Source organism: uncultured Arenimonas sp., from assembly GCF_963976025.1.
Taxonomy (GTDB): Bacteria; Pseudomonadota; Gammaproteobacteria; order Xanthomonadales; family Xanthomonadaceae; genus Arenimonas.
Genome location: NZ_CAXBJS010000010.1, coordinates 13,997 through 30,447, shown reverse-complemented (window position 1 = coordinate 30,447; position 16,451 = coordinate 13,997). Strand labels below are relative to the sequence as shown.

Sequence of the window (16,451 nt, the reverse complement as noted above, 5' to 3'; positions counted from 1 at the left end):
TGGTGGGCAAGGCATGGCTCGGCCTCTGAAAACGATCGCGCTGCTGGGAGCCACCGGTTCGATCGGAAGCTCGACCCTGGACGTGGTGGCCCGGCATCCGGACCGCTTCCGGGTCGGCGCGCTCACCGCCAATGGCAGCGTGGATGCGCTGCTGGCCCTGTGCGCCCGTTTCCGCCCCGACACCGCCGTGGTGGCCGACAAGGCCGCCTACCCCGCCCTGCGCGACGGCCTGGCGGCCCTGGGCCTGCCCACGAGGGCGATGGCCGGCCCCGAAGCGCTGGACGAAGTCGCCACCGACCCGGCCAACGACACCGTGGTCGCCGCGATCGTCGGCGCCGCCGGCATGGCCTCGACCCTGGCCGCGGCCCGCGCCGGCAAGCGCCTGCTGCTGGCCAACAAGGAGTCGGTGGTCCTGGCCGGCGACCTGCTCATGCGCGCGGCCCGCGAAGGCGGCGCCACCGTGCTGCCGGTGGACAGCGAACACAACGCCATCTTCCAGTGCCTGCCCGCCGACGGCGGCCGCCAGGGCGTGCGCCGCCTGCTGCTGACCGCCTCCGGCGGCCCGTTCCGCGGCCGCGACCGCGCGGCGCTGGCGGCGGTGACGCCCGACCAGGCCTGCGCCCACCCGAACTGGTCCATGGGCCGCAAGATCTCCGTGGATTCGGCCACGCTGATGAACAAGGGCCTGGAGGTCATCGAGGCCAGGCACCTGTTCGGCCTGCCGCCGGAGCGCATTGAAGTAGTGGTGCACCCGCAAAGCGTCATCCATTCGCTGGTCGACTACATCGACGGTTCGGTGCTGGCGCAGCTGGGCAATCCCGACATGCGCACCGCCCTGGCCCATGGCCTGGCCTGGCCCGAGCGCATCGAGTCGGGCGTGGCGCCGCTGGACCTGGCCGCCCTGGCCCGCTTCGACTTCGAGCCGCCCGACCTGGAAACCTTCCCCTGCCTGGGCCTGGCCTATCGCGCCCTGGAAGCCGGCGGTGGCGCCCCGGCGGTGCTCAACGCCGCCAACGAAGTGGCCGTTTCAGCCTTCCTTCAGGGCAAACTGGGCTTCCTTGGCATTCCGGACCTGGTCCAGGCCTGCCTGGATGCCCACCCGGGCGGCCCGGCCGGCTCCCTGGAAGACCTGCTTGAAACCGACGCCGCGGCCCGGCGCCTGGCCTCAGACATGATCGCGAGGATGCGGCGGCAATGACGGAATTCTTCGGCTCGGTGTGGTGGCTCATCGTGAGCCTCGGCATCCTGGTCACCTTCCACGAGTTCGGCCATTACTGGGTCGCGCGGCGCTGCGGCGTGCGCGTGCTGCGGTTCTCCGTGGGCTTTGGCAAGCCGCTCTGGAAGCGCATCGGCCGCGATGGCACCGAATACGCCATTGCCTGGATCCCGCTGGGCGGCTACGTGAAGATGCTCGACGAACGCGAGGTCGAGGTTGCCCCGTCCGAGCGCCACGAAAGTTTCAACGCCAAGTCGGTCTGGCAGCGCATCGCCATCGTCGCCGCCGGCCCGATCGCCAACCTGCTGCTGTGCATCGCGCTGCTGTGGCTGATGTTCGTGGTCGGCAAGCCCGACTTCCAGCCCGACATCGGCCGCGCCGAAGGCATCGCCGCCGAAGCCGGCTTCCAGGCCGGCGACCGCCTGCTGGAAGTAAACGGCCGCGCCACCCGCACCTGGAGCGAGGCCGGCATCGCCCTGGCCACGGCGGTCATCGACCGCGAGCCGACCGCCGTGCGGGTGCGCACCGCCGACGGCGACGAGCGCGTGCGGATGCTGCCGCTCGACCGCCCGGGCCTGGTGCTGAGCGAAGAACGCCCCTTCACCGACCTGGGCCTGCGCCCGGCCTGGCCGGCCGTGGTCGGAGAAGTCTCGCCGGGCTCGGCGGCAGAAGCCGCCGGCCTGCGCGCCGGCGACCGCATCGTGTCGCTGGGCGGCCGCCCGGTGCACACCTACGACCAGGTCTCGCCCCTGCTGCAGGAACTGGCCGGCCCGGACCGCCCGCTGGCGCTGGGGATCGAACGTGACGGCCGCCGCCAGGGGCTCGAGGTCCGCCCGCAGCGGGCCGAGCGTGACGGCCAGCCGGTCTGGCAGCTGGGCGTTCTGGCCGCGCCGCTGGAGCAGGACGCCCTGCTGCGCTTCGGCCCGCTGGCCGCGGTCCCGGCGGCCCTGGCCGAAACCCGGCAGATGACCTCGGACGTGCTGGGCATGCTCTGGCGCATGGTCTCGGGGCAGGCATCGCTGAAGAACATTTCCGGCCCGATCACCATCGCCCGGGTCGCCAACGGCAGCGCCGGACTGGGGCCCGCATGGTTTTTTAACTTCCTCGCGATACTCTCGCTCAGCCTGTGCATCATGAACCTGCTGCCCATCCCCGTCTTGGATGGTGGGCACCTGCTGTATTACCTTATCGAGCTGGTCAAGGGCAGTCCGGTCGGCGAACGCGGCCTGGTGGCAGGCCAATACATCGGTCTGGCCCTGCTGGCCGGCCTGATGGGATTGGCCTTCTACAACGATATTCTCCGGCTCGGCTCTTGAGCTTCCACCCATTGCGGGCGATTCCGCCCGGTTTCCACGGATTGATGATGACGCGACCCACTGTCCGACGCTGCCTCCTGAGCATTGCGCTCGCCGCCGCCCTTGCCGGCCCCGCCCACGCCCAGAACTACGAGGCCTTCGAAGTCGCCGACATCCGCGTCGAGGGCCTGCAGCGCATCTCCCCGGGTACGGTCTTCACCTACCTGCCGGTCGAGCGCGGCGACACGCTGGACCGCGGCCGCTCCGGCGACGCCATCCGCGCGCTGTTCCGCACGGGCTTCTTCAGCGACGTCAGACTCGAGCGCCAGGGCGACATCCTGGTCGTGGTGGTGACCGAACGTCCCGCCATCAACTCGATCACGCTGACCGGCAACAAGGACATCAAGACCGACGACCTGATGGTCGGCCTGCGCAGCATCGGCCTGGCCGAGGGCGAGACCTACAATCCGCTCAACCTCGACCGCATCACCCAGGAACTGATCCGCCAGTACAACAACCGCGGCAAGTACAACGTCTCGATCCTGCCGGCCGTGTCAAACCTCGACCGCAACCGCGTTGACGTCAACATCATCATCGAGGAAGGCAAGGCCGCGCGCATCCGCGACATCAACATCGTCGGCAACGAGACCTTCATCGAGGAAGACCTGCGCGAGACCTGGGAATCGGACACCAGCAACTGGTTGTCCTGGTACCGCCGCGACGACCAGTACTCGCGCGAAAAGCTCTCGGGCGACCTCGAGAAGCTCAACAACTACTACCTCGACCGCGGTTACGTCGACTTCAACGTCGAGTCCACCCAGGTCGCGATCAGCCCGGACAAGCGCGACATCTTCGTCACCGCCAACGTCGCCGAAGGCGAGGTCTACACCATCGGCGAGGTGAAGGTTTCGGGCGACACCATCCTGCCGGTCGAGGAAATGGAGAAGATGCTGTTCGTGCGCGAGGGCGGCACCTTCTCTCGCGCCCGCGTCGAGCTCAGCACCGACGCCATGATCGCGATGCTGGGCAACATCGGCTACGCGTTCGCCCAGGTGAACCCGGTGCCGGACATCGACCGCGAAAACCGCGTCGTCGGCCTGAACTTCTTCGTCGAGCCGGGCCCACGCGTGCAGGTCCGCCGCATCGTCTTCAAGGGCAATACCGGCACCGCCGACGAAGTGCTGCGCCGCGAAATGCGCCAGTTCGAAGGCGCCTGGTTCTCGCAGGCCGCGGTCGACCGTTCCAAGGTCCGCCTGCAGCGCCTGGGCTTCTTCGAGGAAATCGACATCGAGACGCCGGAAGTGGCCGGCGCGCCGGACCAGGTGGACGTGGTCGTCAACGTCAAGGAACGCAACTCCGGCCAGTTCACCTTCGGCCTGGGCTACCAGCAGACCTACGGCCTGATCACCAGCCTGCAGCTGGTGCAGAACAACTTCCTGGGCACCGGCAACCGCGTTTCCATCGCGGTGCAGAACAACAGCTACTCCAAGCAGTACTCGCTGGGCTTCACCGACCCCTACTTCACCGATTCGGGCATCAGCCTGGGCTACAACCTCAGCCACAGCGACTACAGCTATTCCAGCCAGGACGCCAACCTGGCCCAGTACAACAACGCCGTGTCCGCCGCCGAAGTGCTGATGGGCCTGCCGCTGACCGAAACCGACTCGATCCAGTTCTCGCTGGGCATCGACCGCAACTCGATCACCACCCAGGACGGCTTCACCCCGGAACCGCTCATCCAGTACCTGGTCTCCACCCTGGGCGACCGCCAGCGTTTCCCGCAGTTCCACATCGACGACGACCGCGACCCGGACACGCCGCCCGACAACGACGACGACGATCCGACCACCACCGATCCGCTGCAGAGCGGCGGCTCGCGCAAGTGGAACGTCAACGCCTGGCGCCTGCAGACCGGCTGGGTGCGCGATTCGCGCAACGACTTCCTGCTGCCGACCCGCGGCACCTACCACCGGATCAGCGCCGAATTCGTGCTGCCCGGCAGCGACCTCGAGTACTACAAGCTCGGCTACAACTTCGAGCACTACATCCCGCTGGCCAACTGGCTGGTGGCGAAGTTCGGCGTCGAACTCGGCTACGGCGACAGCTATGGCGACACGGCCGACGCGCTGTGCGACAGCTTCGACACCGAAGGCGACATCATCACCACCACCACCAATTGCGGCCTGCCCTTCTTCCGCAATTATTACGCCGGTGGCCCGAACTCGATCCGCGGCTTCGAAGTCAACACCGTCGGCCCGACCTACCAGTTCACCAGCGACGGTTTCCGCCAGCCCATCGGCGGCTCGCTCAAGACCGCCGGCACCATCGAGTTCTATTTCCCGACCCTGTTCGACAGCAAGGGCACCCGACTGTCGGCCTTCATCGACTACGGCAACGTCTACAACGGCTTCGACGACTGGGAAGCCAAGACGCTGCGCATCTCCACCGGTGTCGCGCTGCAGTGGGAATCGCCGATGGGTCCGATCCAGATCAGCTACGCCCTGCCGATCCAGCGCGAGCGTGCCGACCAGATCGAACGCCTGCAGTTCACCTTCGGCGGCAGTTTCTAAGGCCGGGGCGATGCCCGCCCCGTCGCCAACGCTGGCCGAACTCGCCGCGCGCTTCACGCTTGGCCTGCGCGCGGCCGGCGAGGGCCAACTGGCCTTCCTGGCCAACCCGCGCTACCGGCAGGAACTGGCCGGCACCGGCGCTTCGGCGGTGGTGCTGGCCGAGGCCGACGCCGCCGACTGCCCCGTGCCCTGCCTGGTCGCGGCATCGCCGTACGCGGCCTTCGCCCGCATCGCCGCCCTGTTCGAAACCCGCCCGGCCACGACGCCGGGCGTGCACGCCTCGGCCGTGGTCGCCGGCGATGCGGACATCCACCCAGGCGCCCATGTCGGTCCCTTCAGCAGCATCGGCGCGCGCTGCCGGATCGGCGCCGGCGCCGTCATCGGCCCGGGCTGCATCATCGGCGACGACTGCGTGGTCGGGCCCGGCTGCGAGCTGCTGGCGCGGGTCACGCTGGTGACGCGCGTGCGCCTGGGGGCCCGGGTGCGGGTGCATCCCGGGGCCGTGATCGGCGCCGAAGGCTTCGGCCTGGCGATGGACGCCGGCCAGTGGCTGAAGGTGCCGCAGCTGGGCGGCGTGCAGGTCGGCGATGACTGCGAGATCGGCGCCAACACCTGCATCGACCGCGGCGCCCTGGACGACACCGTGCTCGAAGAGGACGTGCGCCTGGACAACCTGGTGCAGGTGGGCCACAACGTGCGCATCGGCGCCCATACCGCCATGGCCGGCTGCGTGGCGGTCGCCGGTTCGGCCCGGATCGGCCGCTACTGCCTGGTCGGCGGCGGCGCCGGCATCGCCGGCCACCTGTCGGTCTGCGACCGGGTCACGATCACCGCCATGAGCCTGGTCACGGCTTCGATCACCGAGCCGGGCGAATACGCCTCGGCCATGGCCGCGCAGGACGCCCGGCGTTTCCGCCGCAATGCCGCCCGGTTCCGGCAATTGGACGCGCTGGCGCGTAGAATGGGCACCCCACCCAAGGATTGAACCCCAGGATGAGCCAAGACGCCATCAAGTTGCCCGTGGATGTCGCCTGCATCCTGGACCTGCTTCCCCACCGTTATCCTTTCCTGCTGGTAGACCGGGTGGTCGAACTGGAAGCGCACAAGCGCATCCGCGCCATCAAGAACGTCACCTTCAACGAACCCTATTTCCAGGGCCACTTCCCCGGTCGCCCGGTGATGCCGGGCGTGCTGGTGATCGAAGCCATGGCCCAGGCCGGCGGCCTGCTCACCCAGCTGTCGCTGCCGCGCGACGCCATCGCCGAAGGCAAGCTGTTCTACCTGGTGAAGGTCGACAACGCGCGCTTCAACCGCATGGTGGTGCCGGGCGACCAGCTCGACATCGAAGTGGTGCTCAAGCGCAACATCCGCAACATGGCGCTTTACGAATGTTCCGCCCGCGTCGACGGCAAGGTCGTGGCCAGCGCGGAAATCCTGTGCGCCGAAGGCAAGGAATAGGATGATCCACCCGACTGCCCTGATCGACGCCACGGCGCGGATCGGCGAGCGGGTCGAGGTCGGCCCCTACGCCATCATCGGCGCCGAGGTTCAAATCGGCGACGGCTGCCGGATCGGCCCGCACGCGGTGATCAGCGGGCCCACCCGCATCGGCCGCGACAACGTCATCCACGCCCATGCCACGGTCGGCAACGACCCGCAGGACAAGAAGTTCGCCGGTGAGCGCACCGAACTGCTGGTCGGCGACGGCAACACCATCTTCGAGTTCACCACCATCAGCCGCGGCACCGGCGACGGCGGCGCGCTCACCCGCATCGGCAACCACAACTGGATCATGGCCTACGTGCACATCGCCCACGACTGCGTCGTCGGCGACCACTGCATCCTGGCCAACAACGCCACCCTGGCCGGCCACGCCGAGCTGGGCGACTGGGCGATCCTGGGCGGCTTCGCGGGCATCCACCAGTTCTGCAAGATCGGCGCGCACGCCTTCATCGGCATGGGCAGCCTGGTCAACGCCGACGTGCCGCCCTTCGTGATGGTCGCCGACAAGTACGCCGCCCCGCGTGGCATCAATGCCGAAGGCCTCAAGCGCCGCGGTTTCGACGCCGAGCGCATCGCCGCGATCAAACGCGCCTACCGGGCGCTTTACCTTTCCGGCAAACCGCTGGCCGAAGTGCGCGGGCAACTGGCCGCCGGCGCCGCCGACTCGCAGGACGTGCAGTTGATGCTCGATTTCATCGAGCACAGCGGGCGCGGCCTGCTGCGCTGACGCCGGCGTGGGCGGCCACGCGCCGCGTCCGCTGCGGATCGCCCTGGTCGCGGGCGAAGCCTCCGGCGACCTGCTCGGCGCCGGCCTGGTGCGCGAGCTGAAGAAACGATTCCCCGACGCACGGTTCGCCGGCATCGGCGGGCCGCGCATGCTGGCCGAGGGATTCGAGGCCTGGCATGAAAGCAGCGAACTGGCGGTGATGGGCCTGGCCGAAGTGCTGCGCCACCTGCCGCGCCTGCTGCGCCTGCGCGCCGGCCTTCGTCGCCGCCTGATGGACTGGCAGCCCGATGTCTTCATCGGCATCGACGCTCCCGACTTCAACCTGGGCCTGGAGCGCAAGCTCAAGCAGGCCGGCATCCGCACCGTGCACTACGTCAGCCCGTCGGTCTGGGCCTGGCGCGAAGGCCGCGCCGCGAAGATCGGCCGCAGCGCCGACCGCGTGCTGTGCCTGTTCCCGATGGAACCGCCGATCTACCAGCGCCACGGCATCGATGCCCGCTTCGTCGGCCATCCCCTGGCCGAAGCCTTCGACGCCGTGCCCGACCGCCGGGCCGCGCGCGAGCGCCTCGGCCTGGCGCAGGACATCCCCGTGCTGGCCGTGCTGCCCGGAAGCCGCCAGGGCGAAATCCAGCGCCTGTGGCCCACCTTCATCAACGCCGCGCGACTGGTCACGCTGCAGATGCCCGGACTGGCCGTGGCCGTGCCGGCCGCCGACCCGGCCTGCCGCGCCGCGATCGAAGCCGGCCTGGCGAAGTCGCAGCTGGCCAACGTGGCGCTCTACGACGGCCAGGCCCACGACGTGATGGTGGCCGCCGACGTGGTGCTGCTGGCCTCGGGCACGGCGGCGCTGGAAGCCATGCTGGCCAAGCGGCCCATGGTGGTGGGCTACCGCATCTCGGCGCTGACCTACCGGCTGGTGATGGCCCTGGGCATGATGCGCGTGAGCACCTACAGCCTGCCCAACGTGCTGGCCAACGAACCGATCGTGCCCGAACTGATGCAGCACGACTGCACCCCGGAAAACCTGGCCGAGTCGGTGATGCTCTGGTTCCGCGACGAGGATGCGCGGGCGACGCTGCTGCCGCGCTACGAACACATCCACGCCAAACTGCGCGGCAATGCCGACGCCGCCGCCGCGGACGCCGTCGCCGAATTGCTGGCGGGCCCATGAACCTGCTTCTGGTCGCCGGCGTCGACGAGGCCGGCCGCGGCCCGCTGGCCGGCCCGGTGTCGGTGGCCGCGGTCATCCTCGACCCGGCGCGACCAGTGGCCGGCCTGGGCGATTCCAAGGCGCTGTCGCAAACCCGGCGCGAAACCCTGGCGCCGCTGATCCAGGCCCAGGCCCTGGCCTGGCACGTGGAATGGGTCTGGCCCGCGGAAATAGACCGGCTCAACATCCTGCACGCCACCATGGCCGGCATGTCGCGGGCCCTGCGCGCGCTCAGTCCCGCGCCCGTGCACGCGCTGCTCGACGGCAACCGGCTTCCGCGCGACCTGCCCTGCCCGGCCGAGGCGCTGGTGAAGGGTGACGCGCGCGAACCGGCGATCATGGCCGCGTCGATCCTGGCCAAGGTCGCGCGCGACCACTACATGCGCGAACTCGAGCACCAGCACCCGGGATACGGCTTCGCGCTGCACAAGGGTTATCCCACGCCCGAACACCTCGAGGCGCTGCGCCGGCTGGGCCCCTGCGAGCAGCACCGCCGCAGTTTTGCGCCGGTGCGCGCGCTGCTGGCACCTTCACTGCCCGTCTGAACGCAGCGGCACTGGACACCCGCGTCGCGCAGGCGTAGACCAATACCTGCATCCCGGCGGATGCGGCGGCGTGCGGCCACCGCCGACCAGCCGCGCACCGCGCCCCCCACCGGCCGGCAGCGAGGACTGCCATGCGCCACGAACCTCCCCTCCCGGCAGGCACGCCCCTGCCCCTGCCCCGCCTTGCCCGCCACGACGGCCCCGCCTTTGCCGGGCCGGTGCCGCTTGCCCCCCGGGCCATCGCGGAATTCAACGACCTGCTGCACGAACTGCACCCCGACGCGCCGCACGTGGACGCCGATGCCGTGGCCAGCGTCGCCCGCTGGCTGATGGAGCTGCCGCCCGAGCAGGGCGAAGCGCTGCTGCAGGCCCGCCTGGGCCGCCTGGCCGAACTGCAGGCCCTGGTGGCCGACCCGGACTGGGCGGTGGAACCGGCCCTGGCCCGGCGCATCGGCCGCATGCTTGCCTACGTCGAACGCGTGCGCGACCTGATCCCCGACGATACGCCGCGCGTCGGCCGCCTCGATGACGCATTGCTGGTCGAACTGGCCTGGCCGATGGTCGCCGAGGAACTGGAGGACTATCGCGATTTCCAGCGTTTCCGCGACGAGTCCGGCGACGCCTTCGGCGGCCATCCCACGCGCGACAACTGGCTGCAGTCGCGGCTCGAGGAAGGCGCGCTGTGGGAACAGCTGCATCGCGTTCGCCACCAGCACTACGTCGACTACGGCCCGCTCGAAGGTGGCCTGCGCGTGGTGTGAAACACGCGGCGAAGCTGTCGGCCGGCTGAATTGGGCCGAAGGTAATGCTCACTTCCGGAACGCGAGAATTCCGATGCAACCGAGCAAGCTGGCACGGCATCTGAGTAAGGCAGGTGCGCGGGGAATCCTCCCCGCGCCCCCTGCCCCGGGAGTCCGCCATGTTGTCCACCTTCCACGATCCGCTCGCCCTTCGACTGCCGCCCGAGTCCGCCGACTCCCGCCGCCGCCACGTCGGTGACCTGGCGCTGGAGGAAACCGCCGTCGCCCGTTTCAATGCACTGCTGGCCCAGCTTGACCCGAACGCGCCGCGGGTGACCGCCGACCAGCTGGTCACCCTGGCCCGCTGGCTGCAGGAACAGCCGCGCGAACGCGCCGTCGCCATCCTGGCCGAACGCCTGCGCCGCGCCGAACACCTGCGGCGCATGCTCAACGACAGCGACTGGGAGCTCGACGCCGAGATGCGCGAACGCTCGCGTTTGCTCATCAGCTACCTGCACGAGGTCAACGACCTGATTCCCGACGAACTGCCGCTGGTCGGCCACCTCGACGACGCCCTGCTGGTGGAGCTGGCCTGGCCGGCCTTCCGCGACCAGTCGCTCGACTACGGCGATTTCTGCGCCTTCCGCCGGGAAGAACAGCCGCGCGGCACGGCCGCCGAGCGCCGCCTGGCCTGGGAAAACACCCGCCTGGCCGAACTGGCCCTGCTGCAGCAGCGCCGGGACGTGCGCTCACGCCCGTATGCCGGTGGCCAGCCCTTGCAGGCGCTGTTCCGGGTCTCGTGATCGGGGGCGGGCACCCCTGCCCCCGGGGTAAACTGCCGGCTGGTCTTTGGCAGCCGGCATGTCCCCGAAATTCGTCCACCTCCACCTGCACAGCGAATATTCGCTGACCGATTCCAGCATCCGCATCCCGGAGCTGGTGTCGCGCTGCGCCGCGCTCGGACTGCCGGCGGTGGCGGTCACCGACACCAGCAACCTGTTCGCGCTGGTGAAGTTCTACAAGGCGGCCGAAGGCGCGGGGCTCAAGCCCCTGGCCGGCGCCGACCTGTGGATTGAAACCGGCGCCGCGCCGGCGCGCATCACCCTGCTGTGCCTGGACCAGGAAGGTTACCTGGCCCTGTCGCGGCTGATCAGCCGCGCCTACCTCGACGGCCACGCCGGCGATTACGTCGCCGTGCAGCCGGAGTGGCTGTACGCCGACAGCGCCGGCCTGGTGGCCATCGCAGGACGCGAAAGCCCGGTTGGCCGCTGCCTGATGGGCGGGCGCGAGGAAGCCGCGCGCCAGCAGCTCGACGAACTGGCCCGCGCCTTCCCCGACCGCCTGTACCTTGAACTCACCCGCACCGGCCGCGAAGGCGAAGACGCCTTCAACACCGCCGCCGTGGCGCTGGCCGGCGAACTGGGCCTGCCGCTGCTGGCCAGCAACGACGTGCGTTTCCTGTCGCGCGACGACTTCGAAGCGCACGAAGCGCGCGTCTGCATCGCCACCGGCCGCGTGCTCGACGACCCCAAGCGCCCGCGCGAGTACACCCGCGAGCAGTACCTCAAGTCGCCCGAGGAAATGGCCGAGCTGTTCGCCGACCTGCCCGAGGCGCTGGAAAACACCGTCGAACTGGCCAAACGCTGCAACCTGGCGTTGAGCCTGGGCAAGTACTTCCTGCCCGACTTCCCGGTGCCCGAGGGCCATACGCTCGACAGCTGGATCCGCGAAGAAGCCCATCGCGGCCTCGCCGGCCGCCTGGCCCGCATCGACCTGGCGCCGGGCAAGAGTGCCTCCGACTACGCCGCGCGCCTGGACAGCGAACTCGACGTCATCGTGTCCATGGGCTTCCCGGGCTACTTCCTGATCGTCGCGGACTTCATCAACTGGTCCAAATCCAACGACATCCCGGTCGGCCCGGGCCGCGGTTCCGGCGCCGGTTCGCTGGTGGCCTATGCGCTGGGCATCACCGACCTCGACCCGCTGCGCTACGACCTGCTGTTCGAACGGTTCCTCAACCCCGAACGTGTGTCCATGCCCGACTTCGACGTCGACTTCTGCATGGACCGGCGCGACGAGGTCATCGACTACGTCGGCCAGAAATACGGCCGCGACAAGGTCAGCCAGATCATCACCTACGGCACCATGGCCGCCAAGGCCGCGGTGCGCGACTGCGGCCGCGTGCTGGGCCATCCCTATGGTTTCGTGGACGGCATCGCCAAGCTGATCCCCAATACGCTTGGCATCACCCTCGACGACGCCCTGGGCCTGAGCGAAAAAGCCCGAAAGGACGCCGACCTGGCCTCGGCCGAACTGATCGCCCGCTACCAGTCCGAAGACGAGGTGCGCGACCTGGTCGACCTGGCGCGCAGCCTCGAGGACCTGACCCGCAACGCCGGCAAACACGCCGGCGGCGTGGTGATCGCGCCGACGCCGCTTACGGATTTCAGCCCACTGTTCGCCGAGCACCTGGCCAAGGGCGAATCCTCGCGCTCGATCGTCACCCAGTTCGACAAGGACGACGTCGAAGCCGTGGGCCTGGTGAAGTTCGACTTCCTGGGCCTGCGCACGCTGACGATCATCGACTGGGCGGTGAAGGCCATCAATGTCCGCCGCGAACGCGCCGGCATCGAACCGGTGGACATCATCGCGCTGCCGCTGGACGACCCGGACACCTACGCGCTGCTTTCGAAGGGCCAGACCACTGCGGTCTTCCAGTTCGAATCGCGCGGCATGAAGGAGTACATCCGCAAGCTGCAGCCCTCGACCTTCGAGGACCTGATCGCGCTGGCGGCCCTGTATCGTCCCGGCCCGCTGGGCGCGGGCATGGTCGACGACTTCATCGACCGCCGCCACGGCCGCGCCGAGGTCAGCTACCCGCACCCGCTGCTCGAGCCGATCCTCAAGCCCACCTACGGCGTGATCGTCTACCAGGAACAGGTGATGCAGATCGCCCAGGTCCTGGCTGGTTATTCGCTGGGCGGCGCCGACCTGCTGCGCCGTGCGATGGGCAAGAAAAAACCCGAGGAAATGGCCAAGGAACGCGTCAAGTTCGAGGCCGGCGCGGCCGAGCGCGACATCGATCCCGGCAACGCCACCGCCATCTTCGACCTGATGGAGAAGTTCGCCGACTACGGCTTCAACAAGTCGCACTCGGCGGCCTATGCGCTGGTGGCCTACCAGACGGCCTGGCTCAAGGCGCACTACCCGGCCGAGTTCATGGCCGCGACCATGTCCTCGGACATGGACAACACCGAAAAGGTGGTCACGTTCCTGGACGAGGCGCGCGAGATCGGACTGGCCGTGCTGCCGCCGGACGTGAACTCCTCCGGCTACATGTTCGAGGCGCTGGACGCGAAGACGGTGCGCTACGGCCTGGGCGCGGTGAAGGGCGTCGGCCGCGGCGCCTGCGAAGCCGTCGTGGAAGCACGCAAGGCCGGCGGCGAGTTCCGCGACCTGCTCGATTTCTGCCAGCGCGTGGACAGCGGCAAGCTCAACCGGCGCGTGCTCGAAGCCCTGGTGCACGCCGGCGCGCTCGACGGCATCGGCGCCAACCGGCCTTCGCTGCTGCTGCAGGTGCCCGAGGCCGGCGACGCGCCGGCGATCCACATCGAACTGCCCGAGGTGCCCGACTGGCCGCTGGAAACCAAGCTGCTGGGCGAACGCGAAACCCTGGGCCACTACCTCAGCGGCCACCCACTCGACCCCTGGCGCGAAGAACTGGCCTCCCTGGTCGGCGCCAGCCTGGCCGACCTCGATTCGATCTGGTCGGCCAAGAAGGACCGCCGCGGCGAAGCCGCCGTGGTGCTGGCCGGCCTGGTCGGCGCCGTGCGCAAGCGCGGCGAGACGATGGCCTTCGCCCGCCTCGAGGACGGCCGCGGCCAGCTCGAGGTCGCCTTCTTCCGCGAAGCCTTCGCCGAATCGGGCCACCTGCTCTCGCGCGACCGCATCCTGCTGGTCGAAGGCAACCTGGCCGAAGACCAGTTCAGCGGCGGCTTCGTGCTGCGCGCCCGGCAGTGCTGGGACTTCCACGCTCTGTGCGCCGAACACGCGCGGCGCCTGTCGATCACCGTCGACCTGCGCGCCAAGGGCGCCTGGGAGCGCCTGGAAACGGCCCTGGCCGGTTTCCGCCCCGGCGCCACGCCGCTGCGCCTGGACCTGCTGAGCCCGCGCAAGGCGCGCGGCAGCCTGGACGTGAACGGCGCCCTGGGCGTGCGCACGGAACCGGGCCTGCTGAGCCAGCTGCGCGCCCTGCCCGGCGTCAGCCAGGTCAGCCTGGCCCTGCACCGGCCCTGGCAGCAGGGCGGCTGACCCGCCCACAGTTCAAACACCGCCGTTTGACCGGTAGAATCCCGATTCTGAGTATTTGCTCCAGGCAGCCGAATGAACCCAAACTTCCTCGATTTCGAACAACCCATCGCCGAACTGGAAGCCAAGATCCAGGAACTGCGCAAGGCCAGCACCGGCCCGGCGGTGAACATCGAGACCGAGGTCAACGGCCTGCAGGAAAAACTGCGCGCGCGCACGGCCGAAATCTTCAAGTCGCTCACGCCCTGGCAGATTTCGCAGCTGGCCCGGCATCCGCAGCGGCCCTATACCAACGACTACATCGGCCTGATGTTCGAGGAATTCCACGAACTCGCCGGTGACCGCGCCTTCGCCGACGACGCCGCCATCGTCGGCGGCCTGGCCCGCATGGACGGCCGCGCGGTCATGGTCATCGGCCACCAGAAGGGCCGCGACACCAAGGCCAAGATCCGTCGCAACTTCGGCATGCCGCGCCCCGAGGGCTACCGCAAGGCGCTGCGCCTGATGAAGATGGCCGAACGTTTCCGCCTGCCCCTGCTCACCTTCATCGACACCCCCGGCGCCTACCCGGGCGTGGGCGCGGAAGAGCGCGGCCAGTCCGAGGCCATCGCCCGCAACCTGCTGGAAATGGCCGAGCTCAAGATCCCGGTCATCTGCACCGTCATCGGCGAAGGCGGCAGCGGCGGCGCCCTTGCCATCGGCGTCGGCGACCGCACGCTGATGCTGGAATACGGAACCTATTCAGTGATTTCCCCGGAAGGCTGCGCCTCGATCCTGTGGAAGTCGGCCGACAAGGCCCGCGACGCCGCCGAAGCACTGGGCCTGACCGCCGTGCGCCTGCTCGAACACGGGCTGATCGACAAGGTCGTGCCCGAGCCCCTGGGCGGCGCCCACCGCGACCCGGCGGCGATGGCCGCCACGCTCAAGCAGCAGATCCAGCTTGAACTCGCCGCACTGGACCACCTGGAAACCCCCGCCCTGCTCGAACAGCGCTACCAGCGCCTGCGCCGCTACGGCGCCTACGAGGCGGCCTGAGCCCGGGGCCCGCGCGCCCCGCCCTGCCATGGCCTTCGCCCTGCCTCCGGTTCCCCGCGACGGCCCGCTGCTGCTGGCCTGCAGCGGTGGCCTGGACTCCACCGTGCTGCTGCACCGCCTGGCTGGTGAACCGGCGCTGCGCGCGCGCGGCCTGCGCGCCGTGCACGTGGACCACGGCCTGCATCCGCAGTCGGCCGCCTGGGCCGAAGCCTGCGCCGGGAACTGCCGCCAGCTGGGTATTGAACTGCAGGTCCACCGCGTCACCGTGATCGAATCCGGCCAGGGCCTGGAAGCCGCCGCACGCGCGGCCCGCCACGCCGCCTTCGAACGCACGCTGGCCCCGGGCGAACTGCTGGTGACCGCCCACCACCGCGACGACCAGGCCGAAACCGTGCTGCTGCGCCTGCTGCGCGGCGCCGGCGACGGCCTGGCGGCGATGCGGCCGCTGCGCCCGTTCGCGGACGGCTGGCTGTGGCGACCGCTGCTGGACGTGCCGCGCGAGGCCCTGCAGGCCTACGCCCGCGAGCACGCCCTGCACTGGCTGGAAGACCCCTCGAACGAATCCGACCGGCACGACCGCAACTTCCTGCGCCACCACGTGCTGCCGCGCCTGGCCGAACGTTGGCCGCAGGCCGGCCTGTCGCTTGCCCGCAGCGCGCATTTGCTGGCGCAGCAGGCCGACCTACTGGCCGGCGAAGACCAGCGGCGCCTGGCCCGGGTCCAGGGGCTGGACCCGGCCACGCTGTCACTGCCGGCATTGATGCAGGAAACGCCGCCCTGGCGCGCCCGGCTGCTGCGGGCCTGGGTCGCCGGCCTCGAATTGCCGCCGCTGCCGGGTGATGCCTGCGCGAGCATCGAAACCGAACTGCTGGCATCCCGCCCCGATGCCGAAGCCCGATTCGCCTGGGCCGGCGCGGTGATGCACCGCTGGCGCGACCTGCTGCACGCAGGCAGGGAACGGGCGCCGCTGCCCGAAGACTTCACCGTCCCCTGGTCCGGCCTGGAGCCACTTGATTTGCCGACCGGCGACCAACTCCGGCTTGAACCCGCGGCCGCCTTCGACACCCCGCTGCGCGTGCACGCCCGGCAGGGCGGCGAACGCCTGCAACTGCCGGGCCGCGAGCACCACACCACGCTAAAGCACGCCGTCCCGCCCTGGGAACGTGGACACCTGCCCCTGCTCAGCCACCCCGACGGCACCCTGCTCGCCGCCGGCGACCTGCTTGTCGCCGGCTCGTTCCAGGACTGGCTGACTGCCCATGGAACGCGGCTTCGATGGAATGTCGGTGCCGGTTGACCCCC

General features: G+C 69.6%; 13 protein-coding genes. All 13 read left to right on the top strand.

Going from position 1 to position 16,451, the window contains the following annotated elements; all coding sequences use genetic code 11:
- Window positions 1-13 precede the first annotated feature (13 nt).
- The 13 genes from AACZ35_RS01595 to tilS all read left to right on the top strand — a co-directional run bounded on the left by AACZ35_RS01595 (window position 14) and on the right by tilS (window position 16,446).
- Window positions 14-1,198: a 1-deoxy-D-xylulose-5-phosphate reductoisomerase gene (locus AACZ35_RS01595; protein ID WP_339825254.1), complete on the top strand. Its 1,185-nt coding sequence runs from the start codon at window positions 14-16 to the stop codon at window positions 1,196-1,198.
- Window positions 1,195-2,532 (top strand): RIP metalloprotease RseP, encoded by a 1,338-nt coding sequence (gene rseP, locus AACZ35_RS01590; RefSeq protein WP_339825251.1) that lies wholly within the window; start codon window positions 1,195-1,197, stop codon window positions 2,530-2,532. Before AACZ35_RS01595 ends, rseP begins: the two co-directional genes overlap by 4 nt.
- Before the next feature lie 47 nt (window positions 2,533-2,579).
- The gene (gene bamA, locus AACZ35_RS01585; protein WP_339825249.1) at window positions 2,580-5,081 is read left to right on the top strand and encodes an outer membrane protein assembly factor BamA; all 2,502 of its coding nucleotides are present in this window, start codon (window positions 2,580-2,582) and stop codon (window positions 5,079-5,081) included.
- A 10-nt stretch (window positions 5,082-5,091) separates the two neighbouring features.
- Entirely contained in the window at window positions 5,092-6,066 is a 975-nt protein-coding gene (lpxD, locus tag AACZ35_RS01580; protein WP_339825246.1) for a UDP-3-O-(3-hydroxymyristoyl)glucosamine N-acyltransferase, read from the top strand.
- 8 nt (window positions 6,067-6,074) lie between these two features.
- Entirely contained in the window at window positions 6,075-6,539 is a 465-nt protein-coding gene (gene fabZ, locus AACZ35_RS01575) for a 3-hydroxyacyl-ACP dehydratase FabZ (RefSeq protein ID WP_339825243.1), read from the top strand.
- 1 nt (window position 6,540) lies between these two features.
- A complete protein-coding gene (lpxA, locus tag AACZ35_RS01570; RefSeq protein ID WP_339825240.1) occupies window positions 6,541-7,311 on the top strand; it encodes an acyl-ACP--UDP-N-acetylglucosamine O-acyltransferase in 771 nt (256 codons plus the stop codon).
- Window positions 7,312-7,318: 7 nt separating this feature from the next.
- Window positions 7,319-8,482: a lipid-A-disaccharide synthase gene (gene lpxB / locus AACZ35_RS01565; protein WP_339825238.1), complete on the top strand. Its 1,164-nt coding sequence runs from the start codon at window positions 7,319-7,321 to the stop codon at window positions 8,480-8,482.
- The gene (rnhB, locus tag AACZ35_RS01560) at window positions 8,479-9,066 is read left to right on the top strand and encodes a ribonuclease HII (RefSeq protein ID WP_339825236.1); all 588 of its coding nucleotides are present in this window, start codon (window positions 8,479-8,481) and stop codon (window positions 9,064-9,066) included. The genes lpxB and rnhB overlap by 4 nt, the downstream gene beginning before the upstream one ends.
- 218 nt (window positions 9,067-9,284) lie before the next feature.
- Window positions 9,285-9,827, top strand: a complete 543-nt coding sequence (locus tag AACZ35_RS01555) for a hypothetical protein (protein ID WP_339825233.1) — start codon at window positions 9,285-9,287, stop codon at window positions 9,825-9,827.
- A 158-nt stretch (window positions 9,828-9,985) separates the two neighbouring features.
- A complete protein-coding gene (locus AACZ35_RS01550; protein WP_339825230.1) occupies window positions 9,986-10,609 on the top strand; it encodes a YkvA family protein in 624 nt (207 codons plus the stop codon).
- A gap of 58 nt (window positions 10,610-10,667) precedes the next feature.
- A complete protein-coding gene (dnaE, locus tag AACZ35_RS01545) occupies window positions 10,668-14,117 on the top strand; it encodes a DNA polymerase III subunit alpha (RefSeq protein WP_339825227.1) in 3,450 nt (1,149 codons plus the stop codon).
- Between the two features lie 72 nt (window positions 14,118-14,189).
- Window positions 14,190-15,149 (top strand): acetyl-CoA carboxylase carboxyltransferase subunit alpha, encoded by a 960-nt coding sequence (locus AACZ35_RS01540; RefSeq protein ID WP_188662756.1) that lies wholly within the window; start codon window positions 14,190-14,192, stop codon window positions 15,147-15,149.
- Window positions 15,150-15,177: 28 nt separating this feature from the next.
- Entirely contained in the window at window positions 15,178-16,446 is a 1,269-nt protein-coding gene (tilS, locus tag AACZ35_RS01535; protein WP_339825216.1) for a tRNA lysidine(34) synthetase TilS, read from the top strand.
- Window positions 16,447-16,451 lie beyond the last annotated feature (5 nt).